Source organism: Pseudomonas salomonii, assembly GCF_900107155.1.
Taxonomy (GTDB): Bacteria; Pseudomonadota; Gammaproteobacteria; order Pseudomonadales; family Pseudomonadaceae; genus Aquipseudomonas; species Aquipseudomonas salomonii.
The window spans coordinates 665,022-678,027 of sequence record NZ_FNOX01000001.1 but is presented as its reverse complement, the minus strand read 5'-3'; the positions used below and the strand labels follow the sequence as shown (position 1 = coordinate 678,027).

At 57.9% G+C, this 13,006-nt stretch carries 17 protein-coding genes; 3 read left to right on the top strand and 14 right to left on the bottom strand.

The annotated features are described in order from the left end of the window. Positions 1-58 precede the first annotated feature (58 nt). On the bottom strand, positions 59-838 hold the full coding sequence (gene fpr, locus BLV67_RS03250; RefSeq protein WP_069786219.1) for a ferredoxin-NADP reductase: 780 nt from the start codon (positions 836-838) through the stop codon (positions 59-61). A gap of 124 nt (positions 839-962) precedes the next feature. Between fpr and BLV67_RS03245 the strand changes: the two genes are divergently transcribed. Then, complete coding sequence (locus tag BLV67_RS03245) at positions 963-1,889, top strand: LysR family transcriptional regulator (protein ID WP_069786218.1); 927 nt, start codon at positions 963-965, stop codon at positions 1,887-1,889. Between the two features lie 3 nt (positions 1,890-1,892). Here the strand turns inward: BLV67_RS03245 and BLV67_RS03240 are convergent, their stop codons facing one another. From BLV67_RS03240 to BLV67_RS03230, 3 genes are all read right to left on the bottom strand, one after another. Then, positions 1,893-2,255 (bottom strand): diacylglycerol kinase, encoded by a 363-nt coding sequence (locus tag BLV67_RS03240; RefSeq protein ID WP_017137081.1) that lies wholly within the window; start codon positions 2,253-2,255, stop codon positions 1,893-1,895. Positions 2,256-2,330: 75 nt separating this feature from the next. Then, a complete protein-coding gene (erdR, locus tag BLV67_RS03235) occupies positions 2,331-2,981 on the bottom strand; it encodes a response regulator transcription factor ErdR (protein ID WP_065928932.1) in 651 nt (216 codons plus the stop codon). Positions 2,982-3,233: 252 nt separating this feature from the next. Further along, on the bottom strand, positions 3,234-3,953 hold the full coding sequence (locus tag BLV67_RS03230) for a tRNA-uridine aminocarboxypropyltransferase (RefSeq protein ID WP_065928931.1): 720 nt from the start codon (positions 3,951-3,953) through the stop codon (positions 3,234-3,236). Positions 3,954-4,131: 178 nt separating this feature from the next. On the opposite strand from BLV67_RS03230, the gene BLV67_RS03225 reads away from it, so the two are divergent. Both BLV67_RS03225 and BLV67_RS03220 read left to right on the top strand, forming a co-directional pair. After that, entirely contained in the window at positions 4,132-4,572 is a 441-nt protein-coding gene (locus BLV67_RS03225; protein WP_065928930.1) for a PA3611 family quorum-sensing-regulated virulence factor, read from the top strand. A 379-nt stretch (positions 4,573-4,951) separates the two neighbouring features. Beyond that, complete coding sequence (locus tag BLV67_RS03220; RefSeq protein ID WP_065928929.1) at positions 4,952-6,064, top strand: LOG family protein; 1,113 nt, start codon at positions 4,952-4,954, stop codon at positions 6,062-6,064. A 203-nt stretch (positions 6,065-6,267) separates the two neighbouring features. Here BLV67_RS03220 and recX read toward each other — a convergent pair whose 3' ends face one another. From recX to BLV67_RS03170, 10 genes are all read right to left on the bottom strand, one after another. Next, positions 6,268-6,735: a recombination regulator RecX gene (gene recX, locus BLV67_RS03215; protein WP_069786217.1), complete on the bottom strand. Its 468-nt coding sequence runs from the start codon at positions 6,733-6,735 to the stop codon at positions 6,268-6,270. An 8-nt stretch (positions 6,736-6,743) separates the two neighbouring features. Further along, positions 6,744-7,802 carry a recombinase RecA gene (gene recA, locus BLV67_RS03210; RefSeq protein WP_048720087.1) on the bottom strand — a complete coding sequence of 353 codons (1,059 nt, stop codon included), beginning with the start codon at positions 7,800-7,802 and terminating at the stop codon, positions 6,744-6,746. 83 nt (positions 7,803-7,885) lie between these two features. Further along, positions 7,886-8,386: a CinA family protein gene (locus BLV67_RS03205; RefSeq protein ID WP_065928928.1), complete on the bottom strand. Its 501-nt coding sequence runs from the start codon at positions 8,384-8,386 to the stop codon at positions 7,886-7,888. Between the two features lie 108 nt (positions 8,387-8,494). Beyond that, positions 8,495-9,052 carry a glycoside hydrolase family 19 protein gene (locus tag BLV67_RS03200; RefSeq protein WP_069786216.1) on the bottom strand — a complete coding sequence of 186 codons (558 nt, stop codon included), beginning with the start codon at positions 9,050-9,052 and terminating at the stop codon, positions 8,495-8,497. 54 nt (positions 9,053-9,106) lie between these two features. Continuing rightward, positions 9,107-9,868 (bottom strand): N-acetylmuramoyl-L-alanine amidase, encoded by a 762-nt coding sequence (locus BLV67_RS03195; RefSeq protein WP_069786215.1) that lies wholly within the window; start codon positions 9,866-9,868, stop codon positions 9,107-9,109. 132 nt (positions 9,869-10,000) lie between these two features. Further along, positions 10,001-10,192: a Com family DNA-binding transcriptional regulator gene (locus BLV67_RS03190; RefSeq protein WP_074854400.1), complete on the bottom strand. Its 192-nt coding sequence runs from the start codon at positions 10,190-10,192 to the stop codon at positions 10,001-10,003. A gap of 77 nt (positions 10,193-10,269) precedes the next feature. After that, positions 10,270-10,467 carry a hypothetical protein gene (locus tag BLV67_RS03185; RefSeq protein ID WP_056857599.1) on the bottom strand — a complete coding sequence of 66 codons (198 nt, stop codon included), beginning with the start codon at positions 10,465-10,467 and terminating at the stop codon, positions 10,270-10,272. Positions 10,468-10,782: 315 nt separating this feature from the next. Then, positions 10,783-11,745 (bottom strand): DUF6242 domain-containing protein, encoded by a 963-nt coding sequence (locus tag BLV67_RS03180; RefSeq protein ID WP_069786214.1) that lies wholly within the window; start codon positions 11,743-11,745, stop codon positions 10,783-10,785. A 38-nt stretch (positions 11,746-11,783) separates the two neighbouring features. Next, on the bottom strand, positions 11,784-11,942 hold the full coding sequence (locus BLV67_RS03175) for a Com family DNA-binding transcriptional regulator (RefSeq protein ID WP_074854399.1): 159 nt from the start codon (positions 11,940-11,942) through the stop codon (positions 11,784-11,786). A gap of 47 nt (positions 11,943-11,989) precedes the next feature. Further along, positions 11,990-13,000 carry a contractile injection system protein, VgrG/Pvc8 family gene (locus tag BLV67_RS03170; RefSeq protein WP_069786213.1) on the bottom strand — a complete coding sequence of 337 codons (1,011 nt, stop codon included), beginning with the start codon at positions 12,998-13,000 and terminating at the stop codon, positions 11,990-11,992. Positions 13,001-13,006 lie beyond the last annotated feature (6 nt).

The following is a 13,006-nucleotide window of genomic DNA, read 5'->3' as shown; positions in this document are numbered from 1 at the left end:
AACAACTGTGGGAGCCAGCTCTCACACAAGCCGGCTCCCACATTTTTTTGAGCAGTGTTTACTTCTCGACGAACGCACGCTCGATCAAATAATCACCCGGCTCGCGCATGCGTGGCGAAACTTTCAGGCCGAAGCTGTTCAGCACTTCGCTGGTCTCGTCCAACATGCTCGGGCTACCGCACAGCATGGCGCGGTCGTCCTCGGGGTTGATCGGCGGCAGGCCGATGTCGTTGAACAGCTTGCCGCTGCGCATCAGGTCAGTCAGGCGGCCTTCGTTTTCGAACGGCTCGCGGGTCACGGTCGGGTAGTAAATCAACTTTTCACGCAGCGCCTCACCGAAGAACTCGTTCTGCGGCAGGTGCTCGGTGATGAATTCGCGGTAGGCGACTTCGTTGACGTAGCGCACGCCGTGGCACAGGATCACTTTTTCGAAGCGCTCGTAGGTTTCCGGGTCCTGGATCACGCTCATGAACGGCGCCAGACCGGTACCGGTGCTGAGCAGGTACAGATGTTTGCCCGGCTTCAAATCGTCAAGCACCAGGGTGCCTGTCGGTTTTTTGCTGATGATGATCTCGTCGCCTTCCTTCAAGTGCTGCAATTGGGAAGTCAGCGGGCCATCGGGCACCTTGATGCTGAAGAACTCCAGATGCTCTTCCCAGTTCGGGCTGGCAATGGAGTACGCACGCATGAGTGGGCGGCCGTTGGGCTGTTGCAGGCCGATCATCACGAACTGACCGTTCTCGAAGCGCAGGCCCGGATCGCGGGTGCACTTGAAGCTGAACAGCGTGTCGTTCCAGTGATGAACACTGAGGACACGTTCGTGGTTCATGTTGCTCATGTACGGGGAACTCCTGGAAATGGGTCTGCGCCAACGATGAGATGCGCAATTGCACAGCATTCTAATGGCGGCGACAATATCTGTTAACTGGATTATTAAGATAAGGGTTATCGGTTATATCGATATGCGATTTACTCTACGTCAACTGCAAGTCTTCGTCGCCGTCGCCCAGCAGGAAAGCGTCTCACGCGCTGCTGGCCTTCTGGCCTTATCTCAATCCGCCGCCAGCACCTCGATCACCGAGCTGGAGCGTCAATCCAGCTGCCAATTATTCGACCGCGCGGGCAAACGCCTGAGCCTCAACGCCCTCGGCCATCAGCTATTGCCCCAGGCCGTGGCCCTGCTCGACCAGGCCAAGGAGATCGAAGACCTGCTCAACGGCAAGTCCGGCTTTGGCTCCCTGGCGGTCGGCGCCACCCTGACCATCGGCAACTACCTGGCGACCCTGCTGATCGGCAGCTTCATGCAGCAGCACCCTGAGAGCCAGGTGAAGCTGCATGTGCAGAATACTGCCAATATCGTGCACCAAGTGGCGCATTACGAAATTGACCTGGGTCTAATCGAAGGTGACTGCAGCCACCCGGACATCGAGGTACAAACCTGGGTCGAGGATGAGCTGGTGGTGTTCTGTGCGCCGCAGCATCCCTTGGCCAAGCGCGGAGTGGCGACCATGGAAGAGCTGACCCATGAAGCATGGATCCTGCGCGAACAGGGCTCGGGCACGCGCCTGACCTTTGACCAGGCCATGCGCCATCACCGCAGCGCGCTGAATATCCGCCTGGAGCTGGAACACACCGAGGCGATCAAGCGTGCAGTGGAGTCAGGGTTGGGAATTGGCTGTATTTCCCGGCTGGCGCTACGCGATGCGTTCCGGCGTGGCAGTTTGGTGCCGGTGGAAACCCCGGACCTGGACCTGGCCCGGCAGTTTTATTTCATCTGGCATAAACAGAAGTACCAGACCTCGGCGATGCGCGAGTTTCTGGAACTGTGCCGCGCCTTCACCGCCGGGGTTCAGCGCAGCGACGAGATCGTGCTGCCAACCATTGCCTGAGGCTTAGATCAGGATCACGGCCCACACCAGGGTGATCATGGTCAGCGCTACGAATTGCGCGGCGCTGCCCATGTCCTTGGCGTTTTTCGACAGCGGGTGGCGGTCGAGGGAAATCCGGTCGATGGCCGCTTCCACTGCCGAGTTGAGCAACTCAACGATCAAGGCCAGCAAGCAGACCGCGATGAGCAAGGCGCGCTCGACCCGACTGACGTGCAGGAAGAAGCTCAACGGGATCAGGATCACGTTAAGCAACACCAACTGACGGAATGCCGCCTCGCCGGTGAATGCTGCGCGCAGGCCATCCAGGGAATAGCCCCCTGCGTTGAAGATACGTTTGATACCGGTTTGACCCTTGAAAGGCGACATAGATGTAGGCAACTGAACCAAAGAAGTGGGGAAACTAGATCACGCAAAGTCAAAAAAGCGTGAATCGGGCACAGCTTAATGCTGCGAAATTGACTCAAGTTGTTGCAGGAGCAGCGCCGCCTGAGTGCGAGTGCGCACGCCGAGCTTGCGGAAGATCGCCGTCACGTGGGCCTTGATGGTCGCTTCCGACACACTCAACTCATAGGCAATCTGCTTGTTCAACAAGCCTTCGCAGACCATGGTCAACACCCGAAATTGCTGAGGCGTCAGGCTGGCAAGGCCATCACGGGCGGCTTTGGCTTCGTCGGACACGTTGATTTCTTCAAACGCTTGCGGCGGCCACGACACATCGCCGTCCAGCACCTTGCGCACGGCGTTCTGGATATCTTCCATGGCGCTCGACTTGGGAATGAACCCGCTGGCACCAAACTCCTTGGAGCGCACCACCACATCGGCGTCTTCCTGGGCCGAGACCATGACTACCGGGATCTGTGGGTACTGCCCGCGCAACAGCACCAGCCCCGAGAAACCGTAGGCACCCGGCATGTTCAGGTCGAGCAGCACCAGGTCCCAGTCGGACTTTTCGTTGAGGCGGGTTTCCAGTTCGGCAATGCTGGCCACTTCGACCAGGTTCACGTCAGGGCCAAGGCCCAAGGTAACGGCCTGATGCAGCGCACTGCGAAACAGCGGATGGTCATCGGCTATCAGGATTTCGTATGTGGCCATTGATTAAATGATCCTGTTTTTTATGGGAGCCCTGATGGGTTCAGGGTTCGCCAGTACACAAGGCAACAGCCAGGCAGCCATCGCCACAGGGCACACTCAGCATCAAAAACACCTGAAACGATACTGAAAAGTCACGGTTACGCCCCAATCGGCGCCCAGCATGCCCAGCGTAGCCTAGGGGGTCAAGCACTACGCCCGTGGGCATTTTAGCCGGTCGCGGGTTTGCGGTGCCATCATGCAAACGTCGTCTGGTTATACCGCGGGGATATAAGGCGCAAGCCGCGTGTGCACGCTGTCCGCAGGGTCGACCGGCAATTGGAATTTAGCGGCCAGGTAATGCGTGCTGAACACATCGAGGTAGGCATCCAGCACTTCACTGGCCGCTGCGTCGCCGGCCAGTTCCAGGCACAGCGCCGCCACTTCGGCGGTACAGAAATGATCATCGCGCTTGGACCGGCGCAGCTTGTAGCGTGACAGCTGCTCAGGCGCCAGGCTCAACACCGGCAAGTGTTCCAGGTATGGGCTTTTGCGGAACATCTTGCGCGCCTCGCTCCAGGTGCCATCCAGCAGAATGAACAGCGGGCGTTTGCCGTCTTGCACCCTCACCTCACTGCACACTCGCTCAGGCACCACGAATTCGCCCGGAAACACGATATACGGTTGCCATTGCGGGTCGGCTAACAAGCTCAGCAACTCAGGGGCCACTTCTGTGCGTGACCAGGCGAACGCGGTGGTGTCGTCGATCACATCGGCGATCAGCCAGCCGGTGTTGCTGGGTTTCATCGGTTCCACGTCATGCATCAACAGGCACATGGCCGAGCGGGCCTGCACTGTCGGGCGCCAGGCGCACAGGCAGTACTCGGGAATCACCCGGCAACCGGGGCAACGTTCGGCACGCGAACCCCGGTTGAGAAACGGCCGGACGGCGCGCGCCAGGCGCTGGGTACGCAAGCGGGAGACGGCGTGGCTCATCGGGCGCACCGCGAGCAGAGGTCAATCGACACAGAAAAAACTCGAACAAGACTAAGTGGCCGCAGTTTACCAGCGATACGCCTGGCTGTAGTGGCAAGCGGTCCCCTATAATTGCGCGCCACTGAACGCACAGCGCAGTGGCTGGTCTATGCACCAGTAACCGAATCAGGAGAGTTTCATGCTGCGTTCCATGCTGCGCCTTGTTGCCCCATCCGTCGCCCTTGCGCTGGTCCTGCCCCTGGGCGCCCACGCGGCGTCGTTGCTGGAGGCCCAAATGAACAGGAAGCTGCAAAGCGTCGCGGCCGAGAGCAACAAAGACCTGCCTCGGGAAATCGACGCAAAAACCCTGGAAGTGGCCTACACCGTTGAAGGCATGCAACTGATTGATCACCTCAGTGTGCTACCTGACCGTGCCGAACAGATGCGCGCCAACCCCAAGGCTGTGTATTTCCAGCTGGGTCAGAGCGTATGCCTGAACAAAGGCTATCGCGAGCTGATGGCCAAGGGCGCCGTGATGCGTTATGAAATCACCGAGAACAAGACCAATCGCCCGGTAGCATCGGTCAAGTTTGTGGAAGCCGATTGCCCGGCACCGGCGGCTGCCAAGAAGAAAAAGTAAACCGCTGCTCGATCTCTGTGCGCGACTGTCCGGTGGCGCACACCTCCCCCGCTGCATTTGCCCGGCAACGACTAAACTGCGTGATGAGTGACCAATAAGCGGTTGCCAGCCATGGGTTTTTCGGCTCATCATCAAGCCATCCCGGCAGCCCATCTACTGCGTTTTTCACGCCGTTCTGTAACATTCTCAGGGCAAAAGAGGGTTGCCCTCCTGCGACTTGCAGTGCAAAGGTTTCCAAATCACAAGGAACATACAGAGCCCGTTTTGCCGCCTGGCGAACACCGTGCAACGCCAAGGGCGTGCAGCGACACATGCAGTGTCGTGGCCGCGGACGAATCTCTCGCCGATGGCCCAGGTTCTGTGAAGAAGGAGAAGTTGAATGCCTTACGAACCGAATGACCGCCTGCTCCGTCATTTTGAAGCAAACGGCGCTGACCTCACCCAGCAGGTCGACGCACAACTCCAGCTGGTCGCTCCCAACAGCCCGAACATCCCCCTTTATCGCGACATGATCCTCACCGTGCTGCGCATGGCGCAGGACGACCGCAACCGCTGGAACGCCAAAATCACCTTGCAGGCGATCCGCGAGTTGGAGAATGCCTTCCGCGTACTGGAACAGTTCAAGGGCCGCCGTAAGGTGACCGTATTCGGCTCGGCACGCACGCCGCTCGAAAGCCCGTTATACGCCCTGGCCCGGGAAGTCGGGGCACTGCTGGCACAATCGGACCTGATGGTGATCACCGGCGGCGGCGGCGGCATCATGGCTGCCGCCCACGAAGGGGCTGGCCTGGAGCACAGCCTGGGTTTCAACATCACGCTGCCCTTTGAACAGCACGCCAACCCGACCATTGATGGCACTGACAACCTGCTGTCTTTCCACTTTTTCTTCACTCGCAAGCTGTTCTTCGTCAAGGAAGCCGACGCGCTGGTGCTGTGCCCAGGCGGTTTCGGCACCCTGGATGAAGCGCTGGAAGTCCTGACCCTGATCCAGACCGGCAAGAGCCCGCTGGTGCCGGTGGTGCTGCTGGATGCCCCCGGTGGCGGTTTCTGGCAAGGCGCGCTGGACTTTATCCGCAACCAGCTCGAGGCCAATCGCTATATCCTGCCCACCGACCTCAAGCTGGTTCGCCTGGTCTACAGCGCTGAAGAAGCGGTGGCGGAAATCAACCAGTTCTATGCCAACTTCCACTCCACCCGTTGGTTGAAGCGTGAGTTTGTGGTGCGCATGAACCACCGGCTCAGTGAACGGGCCTTGGCCCACTTGCAGACAGAGTTCGCCAGCCTGCGCCTGAGTGGTGAGTTTCAACAGCTTGCTTACACAGGCGAGGAACACGATGAGCCCAGGTTCAGCCATTTGACCCGCCTGGTGTTCAACTTCAATGGCCGTGATCAGGGCCGCCTGCGGGAATTGGTGGACTACATCAATTTGCCGGAGAACTGGGCCCAGGCTCAGGGGAAGACGCAGCAGCGGGTGGCGCCGGAGCCGGCGTGATTTTTTAGGCAAAAAAAAAGGCCCACTACTGTCGTAGTGGGCCTTTTGTTTTACCGAGATCTGGCATCTCAGCAGCCAACACAATCCGATGTGGGAGCTGGCTCGCCTGCGATAGCGGTTTGCAAGCTAGCTTATAGGTTGCTGACCCACTGCTATCGCAGGCAAGCCAGCTCCCACATTCAGATTTTTACCAGCCTGAAGACTTAATCGTCCATGTCTCGGCCGCTGAGCAACCGACTGATCATGTCCATCGAAAACCCGCGATAACTCAGGAAGCGACCTTGCTTTGCACGCTCCCTGGCATCAATCGGCAAATGGCCGGCAAACTTGCGCCGCCAGGTATCTTCCAACTGCGACTGCCAACTGATACCGCACTCACGCAGGGCAAGGTCGATATCGGCACGTTGCAGGCCACGCTGGCTCAGCTCTTCACGAATTCGCGCTGGGCCGTAGCCGGAGCGCGCGCGGTAGGAGACAAAGCTTTCAAGGTAACGGGCTTCGGAAAGCAGCCCCTCTTCCGTCAAACGGTCCAGGGCTGTTTCGATCATCTCGGGCTGTGCACCGCGCTGACGCAGTTTACGCGTCAGCTCGACTCGACCATGCTCGCGGCGAGCGAGCAGGTCCATCGCGGTGCGCCGAACGGCGACGAGTGTATCCAGTACCACAGTCATCGTTTGCTTCAGATATCGGTGTCAGCTTCTTCCACTTCTTCAACCGGCTCGCGGTTGGCAGCAGCTTTCACGTCCGGCGCTGGGGTCAGCAGCTTGTCGCGAATCTGCTTCTCAAGCGTGGCAGCGATATCCGGGTTGTCCGCCAGGAACTTGGCCGAGTTGGCCTTGCCCTGACCGATCTTGCTGCCGTTGTAGGCATACCAGGCACCGGACTTCTCGACGAAACCGTGCAGTACGCCCAGGTCGATCATCTCGCCGTTCAGGTAGATACCCTTGCCGTAGAGAATCTGGAACTCAGCCTGACGGAATGGCGGAGCCACCTTGTTCTTCACGACTTTAACGCGGGTTTCGCTACCCACCACCTCATCACCTTCCTTCACCGCGCCGGTACGGCGGATATCCAGACGGACCGAAGCATAGAACTTCAGCGCGTTACCACCGGTGGTGGTTTCCGGGCTGCCGAACATCACGCCGATCTTCATGCGGATCTGGTTGATGAAGATCACCAGGCAGTTGGCGTTCTTGATGTTACCGGTGATTTTACGCAGCGCCTGGGACATCAGACGGGCTTGCAGGCCCACGTGCATGTCGCCCATTTCGCCTTCGATTTCAGCTTTCGGTACCAGGGCAGCCACGGAGTCGACCACGATCACGTCGATGGCGTTGGAGCGCACCAGCATGTCGGTGATTTCCAGGGCTTGCTCACCGGTGTCCGGCTGGGAAACCAGCAGGTCGTCAACGTTGACGCCCAGCTTGCCGGCGTATTCAGGGTCCAGGGCGTGCTCGGCGTCGACGAACGCACAGGTGGCGCCCATTTTTTGCGCCTGAGCAATCACCGACAGGGTCAGGGTGGTTTTACCGGAAGATTCAGGGCCGTAGATTTCAACGATACGGCCTTTTGGCAGGCCGCCAATGCCGAGTGCGATGTCCAGACCCAGAGAGCCAGTGGAAATAGCCGGGATCGCCTGACGGTCGTGATCGCCCATACGCATTACGGCACCCTTGCCGAATTGACGTTCGATCTGACCCAGGGCCGCAGCCAAGGCTTTCTTCTTGTTGTCGTCCATTAAAGTCCTCACGTAATCAATAAGGCCTGACGGCCAACACCTGTATAAGTAGACAGTATTGTTCCACAAAGATCCGGGATCGCCTACCCCTGATTTTCGATTTCTGCTGCAGCTCGTCGCAACAAGCCCTCCAGTGCGGCCTTTACCGTTTGTCGGCGGACCTCGTCGCGGTTACCGGGGAAGTGCGCCAGCTCGGCCGTCACCTCGTCGCCCACGCCGAACGCCAGCCATACGGTGCCCACCGGTTTGTCCGGCGAACCGCCGTCTGGCCCCGCCACACCGCTGACCGCCACGGCAAAGCGCGACAGGCTTTTTTCCTGCGCACCGCGCACCATCGCTTCCACCACTTCCTGGCTGACGGCGCCGACCTTGGCGAACAACGCCTCCGGCACGCCCAGCTGGCGGGTCTTCTGCCGGTTGGAGTAAGTGACATACCCGGCCTCAAACCACGCCGAACTGCCCGGAATACGCGTGATGGCTTCGGCGATACCGCCACCGGTGCACGACTCGGCAGTGGTGACGTGGGCATTGAGCACCTGCAAACGGCGACCCAGATCAGCGGCCAGTTGAGTGATTTCCTTCACGGTCGTCTCCAGGAATGGGCGGGGGTTTGCCTACCCTACAGGAGCCTATCGGCCATGCAAGTTACAGAGTGCATCAAGACGCTAACGGCCGACGACGCGCACGCCACCTCAGGAAACGCCCAGCACCGCCTTCGCCCGTGCCCATAGTTGCAAACGCTCGTCCAGCCCGTTCAGCCCGCCATTGATGCGCCGGGTAATGGTGGTGAACTGGTCTTTGTCGGCGAGTTCATTCAAACCATTGCTCTGCCAGAACCAGGCAGCGGACTCACACGCCCATTGCGGCCGCTCCAGCAGTTGCGGTTGCTGCAACAGGCGGTCGTCGCCAAACAACGCTTGGCTGCAGGCGAGGTAATTGCGCAGCCCCGTGATCTGGATAAGCCCCCTGCCCCGATACTTCTGGCCATCGCCGTCGGCCTCGGGGGTGTTGCCCAAACGCGCCGCCAGGGTGCCGGTGTCGTATTTGCTCAGGTATTGATCGCTGCCCAGTTCTCGCACATAGAGCAACTGGCCGGATTCGTGGCCGATTTGGGCAAGAAATGCGGCCATGCGCTCAGGTGTGATGATTTGGTGGTGTGACATGGCGGCGTTTAACGCAGAAATGAAAACGCCGGCTTTAAGCCGTGAGCGTGGTAAGACTTTAACTAACTGTTGCTCGGACAGGACCATGTTGCCCTCCTCGGCGCTTCGAAATGAAGATCGAGCTTTGAGTGCCGCACGAACTCAGGCGTATTTTTCATTCAGTGCATACAAGATCGCGCAGGTTTCGCAATCCAGCACTCCATCATGGTTTTCAGGCCGAAAGTGCAGTTGAAAAGCCCGTACCAGCGTACTGAAAAAACCATCAGAAATGGGCGTTTCAATGCCATAGCCATAGCGGGAAAACGCCTGAACCACTTGGTCACGCTCAGGAATTTCGCCACTGAATTGCTGGAGGTATTTGTCTTTGACTGAATCCTCGTACCAGGCGCCGATACCTGCCTGCGCAAGGTCTTTCCAGGGAAGCTTGGGGCCGGGGTCTGATTTGCGACCGACCGCAATATCGGAATGGCCTACCACGTTTTTCGGCGACATGTCCGGGTAACGTTGCAGGATGTTCCTCGCCAATTGCTTGAGGGCTCTGATTTGCGAAGCCTGGTAGTCAGGGAACGTGAAAACGCCGTCGACATCCGTGGCCTGGTTAACAATCTCGATACCGATAGAGGTGTCGTTCAACCCTGAACGACCGGCCCACTGGCTGACACCTGCGTGCCACGCACGGTCCTCTTCCGCCACCAGACTGAAAATCTTCTGCCCTTTGAAGCCCGCCGCAATGTAGCTCGGATCGATTGGATCCGGGATCAGATAATGCGCACTTGCAGCCCCGGTGGTCAGCGATTTGACCGAGCCAGAAAAGTCCAACGCGGTGTAGTGCAACACCAGGAAACGTACACGTTTGCCGTAAGGTTTAAGCGTGCGATAAGTGTTGTAGTCAATCGTAAACATAGAGCCTCCCTTTTTCCTATCCATCCTTTAGCTATTACGCAGCACACGCGCCTTGAATTAACCGCACGCAAATGCTGCGACCTGCCGCTCTCAGAGACGATGAAGTTCAATATAGTGCTCATGTGTATTCACCTATGGAGTCGAATGACTTGTCGCGGAAGATTCCGCTTTCATGTCGCTCAAAGGCGATTGCTCGAGGCTCGCGGGTTTCACATGACTCAACGTCCCGCATCGGGAACATTTGATCTGGAGCTCTGTAAACCCACCCGTGCGGGCGAGAAGTCTTTTGCAGTTACCGCATCTGAATTCTTTCAACACCTGCAAATTCCTTTTGCTGAATTACCCTTTCCGTGGGCAATAAAAAACCCGACACAATCGCCGGGTTTGTTAGCTGATTTTACTCAGTTGTCCGGATGCTCGCTCGCTACTGAATCAGCGGCGTCCACATCCGACATATCCTCTTCGAGAGGTGCATCGTCGTCAGGCGGCAGCGGGATCTTGTCCTCATCACGCCTTGGGTCATGCCCTGTCTCGTTATCAGTGCCGCGTGTGACTTCCTGCTGAGAAATATTGCCTGGCGCATTCTTATCGATGTCCATGCTGACTCTCCGTTTTTATGCTCGGGATATCCGCGCTTGAACATGGGAGGCTGGCAGGTCATGGTCAGTGCCAATCAACGGACGAACGGCTTAAGGCAAACGTCCCCGTTCAATGGCGAGGCCTGGAATTAACGATTGATAGGTCCGAAGGTGAGCCCTTTCAGGAACCAGCGCTGCTCTGGTGTAATCGAGTCGGCCTGTTTTGCATTTTCGATTTCGGTAGCACCGATCTGCGCGTAGTAGGCGCATGGGGAAAATTAGGCAATAAAAAGCCCAGCGCGACGGCTGGGCTCTATTACGCAAGGAGATAGAAGATCATGGAGTCCAGTAAGCAATCTTGCCGCCTGCACCAACAGCGATAAAATTGCCGTTGCCGTAGGCGACGCTCCGGATATCGGTTCCTGCGAAAGTGTTGGCTTGCTGAACCCAGCCGATCCCATCCTCGGAAACGGCTGTCTTGCCGCCGTCGCCGACAGCTACATACTTGCCATTACCGTAAGCAATGTCGCGGATGAGGGTTCCACCGAAACTGGTATCTGCAACAGCAGTCCAGTTAAGCCCATCGGGTGAATATGCCATCTTGCCATCCGCACCAACGATAAACATTTTCCCGTTGCAAAGCTTCATGGAAAGGATGGTGCTAGTGCCGAAGGTGCTGGTTACGGTCGAGAATGATTGCGGATTACCCGTCGCCATCTTCACAGCGCTAAGCAGCTTCCCATTCGATCCCGCAACCAACACAAAAACGCCAATGACGTTGACGCAGTACACAGTCTCGTCAGAAGTGAAGGTCGTGGTGCGCTCCACCTGGCCTGACCAATCGCCATAACGGGAAAAGACTTTACCGTTAGACCCAACCAGTATCCAGGTCGCGTCGCTGCCGGAAATTGGCTGATAATACACAATGCCTTGCAAGTCTCCGGACGCGCGAACAGTTGCCGTAATGTTTGTCCAAGCCCTTTCAGGGCGTGCTGTGCTGCCGTAGGCCACATTGCCGGATTGAGAAACGGCTTGAAGCTGTGTCCCAAGACCGTTCCAGTACAGGTCATTGAGGACCTTTGCGCTATCAGAGGTGACGACGTCCTTAAGCTTGGTCCACGCTGTACCAGTTGCGTTTCCGCTGACAAGCTGAGTGGTTGTTGGAAGACCGTTGCCACCAGCCGCATAAAACTTGCCGTCCCCAAAAACCACGCGCCTAAGCATGCCGGTGTTATCCACCGGTTGCACCTGGGTCCAAAGACCTTGCAAGGTTTGAGACGCTGAGTTTGCGTTTTCCATTTTAAACTCCGTTACTGAGCTGATTTAAGTTCAGGCCTCTATATTGGGCGTATGGCGCTCATGGGCGATGGCTCGAGGCGCGTGGCCTTCACATGGTTCAACGTCCCGCAACGGGAACATTTGATCTGGAGTTCTGTAACCTCACCTATTCGAGCAAGGAGTTTTTTGCAGTTTCCGCATCGAAGCTCTCTCAACATAAGTTCCTCCAACATCAGTGAACTGCTGCTTCGAATGACTTACCTGTTCACGCCGACAACCCATTCGCTGTAATCGAACTGCGATACCCAGTCACCGGATCGCCAACATGCACCACCTGTTTCATCGACCACTGGCCCTGCATATACGAAGGCCAGGTTTCATCCAGCACCAGCAAGCCCTCAGCGGCCAGCAGCGGGTTGCCAGGGCAATCGATCACCAGCTTCAAGCCTTCGCGTCCCACACGACGCAGTTCGCCTTCAGCCACGGCACGCGCCTCGGCTTGGTTCTGGCAGCGCTGGCGCAAGGTTTTGAACGGGGCCACCCCCACCTCGACTACCTGCTGTTTGCCACCTGCGGCATCCCACCAGGTCACGCGGCTGCCCATGTATTTGGAGCGAGACGTTTCGTCGAGCTTGGCAGTGATGAAGGCCTGGTCACCGGGGCGGTTGTCCTGGGTCACGGACAGCTTCACCTGCGGTAATAGTTGCCCGGAAAGTGATTTAACCTGCCCCGCTTCGGCCAGCACATACAACTCGTTGATCGGTTTGGTAACCGCGCTGTAGCGTTTGGCAAGGCGGGTGATGAATGCCATGTCGCTTTCATTGGACTGGTCGATATGGGCAATCGCAATGCCTTCCAGCGCCGGGGCCACACGCGGTGAAAAACCGTGGCGACTGACCAGTTGGCGAAACAGTGCGCCCAGCGTGGTTGGCCCGTAACTGGCCGACCGTCGCTGGCGATAACCGCTGGCATCGAGCATGCTGAAAGGCGCGGCAGTCGCCACGATCATCAAGCGCATGGGAAACAGCACGGGCGTGCGCTGAGTGATCACAAACTCGCCTTTTTCCACCAGCGCTGACTCCTGAAAACCCACGCGCAAACCGATCTTGCCGCTCAGGCTGGGCAAACCTTCCAGCCCCTCGATATTGAGGGTCAACTCCAGCCGGTCAGACTCGATACCTGCGGCGTCGGTATGGCTCCAATGCATCAGGCGTTGATTAAGCAGCGCGGCATTAGCGCCATAAAACTCCACGATCGGCGTAAATCCCTGTGCCATGTCGCC

Coding starts and splice junctions, on each gene's coding strand:
- fpr (WP_069786219.1), bottom strand. CDS start 838: ATGAGCAACATGAACCACGAACGTGTCCTCAGTGTTCATCACTGGAAC.
- recX (WP_069786217.1), bottom strand. CDS start 6,735: ATGACTGTGGTACTGGATACACTCGTCGCCGTTCGGCGCACCGCGATG.
- recA (WP_048720087.1), bottom strand. CDS start 7,802: ATGGACGACAACAAGAAGAAAGCCTTGGCTGCGGCCCTGGGTCAGATC.
- erdR (WP_065928932.1), bottom strand. CDS start 2,981: ATGGCCACATACGAAATCCTGATAGCCGATGACCATCCGCTGTTTCGC.
- BLV67_RS03220 (WP_065928929.1), top strand. CDS start 4,952: ATGCCTTACGAACCGAATGACCGCCTGCTCCGTCATTTTGAAGCAAAC.
- BLV67_RS03240 (WP_017137081.1), bottom strand. CDS start 2,255: ATGTCGCCTTTCAAGGGTCAAACCGGTATCAAACGTATCTTCAACGCA.
- BLV67_RS03175 (WP_074854399.1), bottom strand. CDS start 11,942: ATGTTGAGAGAGCTTCGATGCGGAAACTGCAAAAAACTCCTTGCTCGA.
- BLV67_RS03195 (WP_069786215.1), bottom strand. CDS start 9,868: ATGTTTACGATTGACTACAACACTTATCGCACGCTTAAACCTTACGGC.
- BLV67_RS03170 (WP_069786213.1), bottom strand. CDS start 13,000: ATGGCACAGGGATTTACGCCGATCGTGGAGTTTTATGGCGCTAATGCC.
- BLV67_RS03230 (WP_065928931.1), bottom strand. CDS start 3,953: ATGAGCCACGCCGTCTCCCGCTTGCGTACCCAGCGCCTGGCGCGCGCC.
- BLV67_RS03225 (WP_065928930.1), top strand. CDS start 4,132: ATGCTGCGTTCCATGCTGCGCCTTGTTGCCCCATCCGTCGCCCTTGCG.
- BLV67_RS03185 (WP_056857599.1), bottom strand. CDS start 10,467: ATGGACATCGATAAGAATGCGCCAGGCAATATTTCTCAGCAGGAAGTC.
- BLV67_RS03245 (WP_069786218.1), top strand. CDS start 963: ATGCGATTTACTCTACGTCAACTGCAAGTCTTCGTCGCCGTCGCCCAG.
- BLV67_RS03180 (WP_069786214.1), bottom strand. CDS start 11,745: ATGGAAAACGCAAACTCAGCGTCTCAAACCTTGCAAGGTCTTTGGACC.
- BLV67_RS03200 (WP_069786216.1), bottom strand. CDS start 9,052: ATGGTCCTGTCCGAGCAACAGTTAGTTAAAGTCTTACCACGCTCACGG.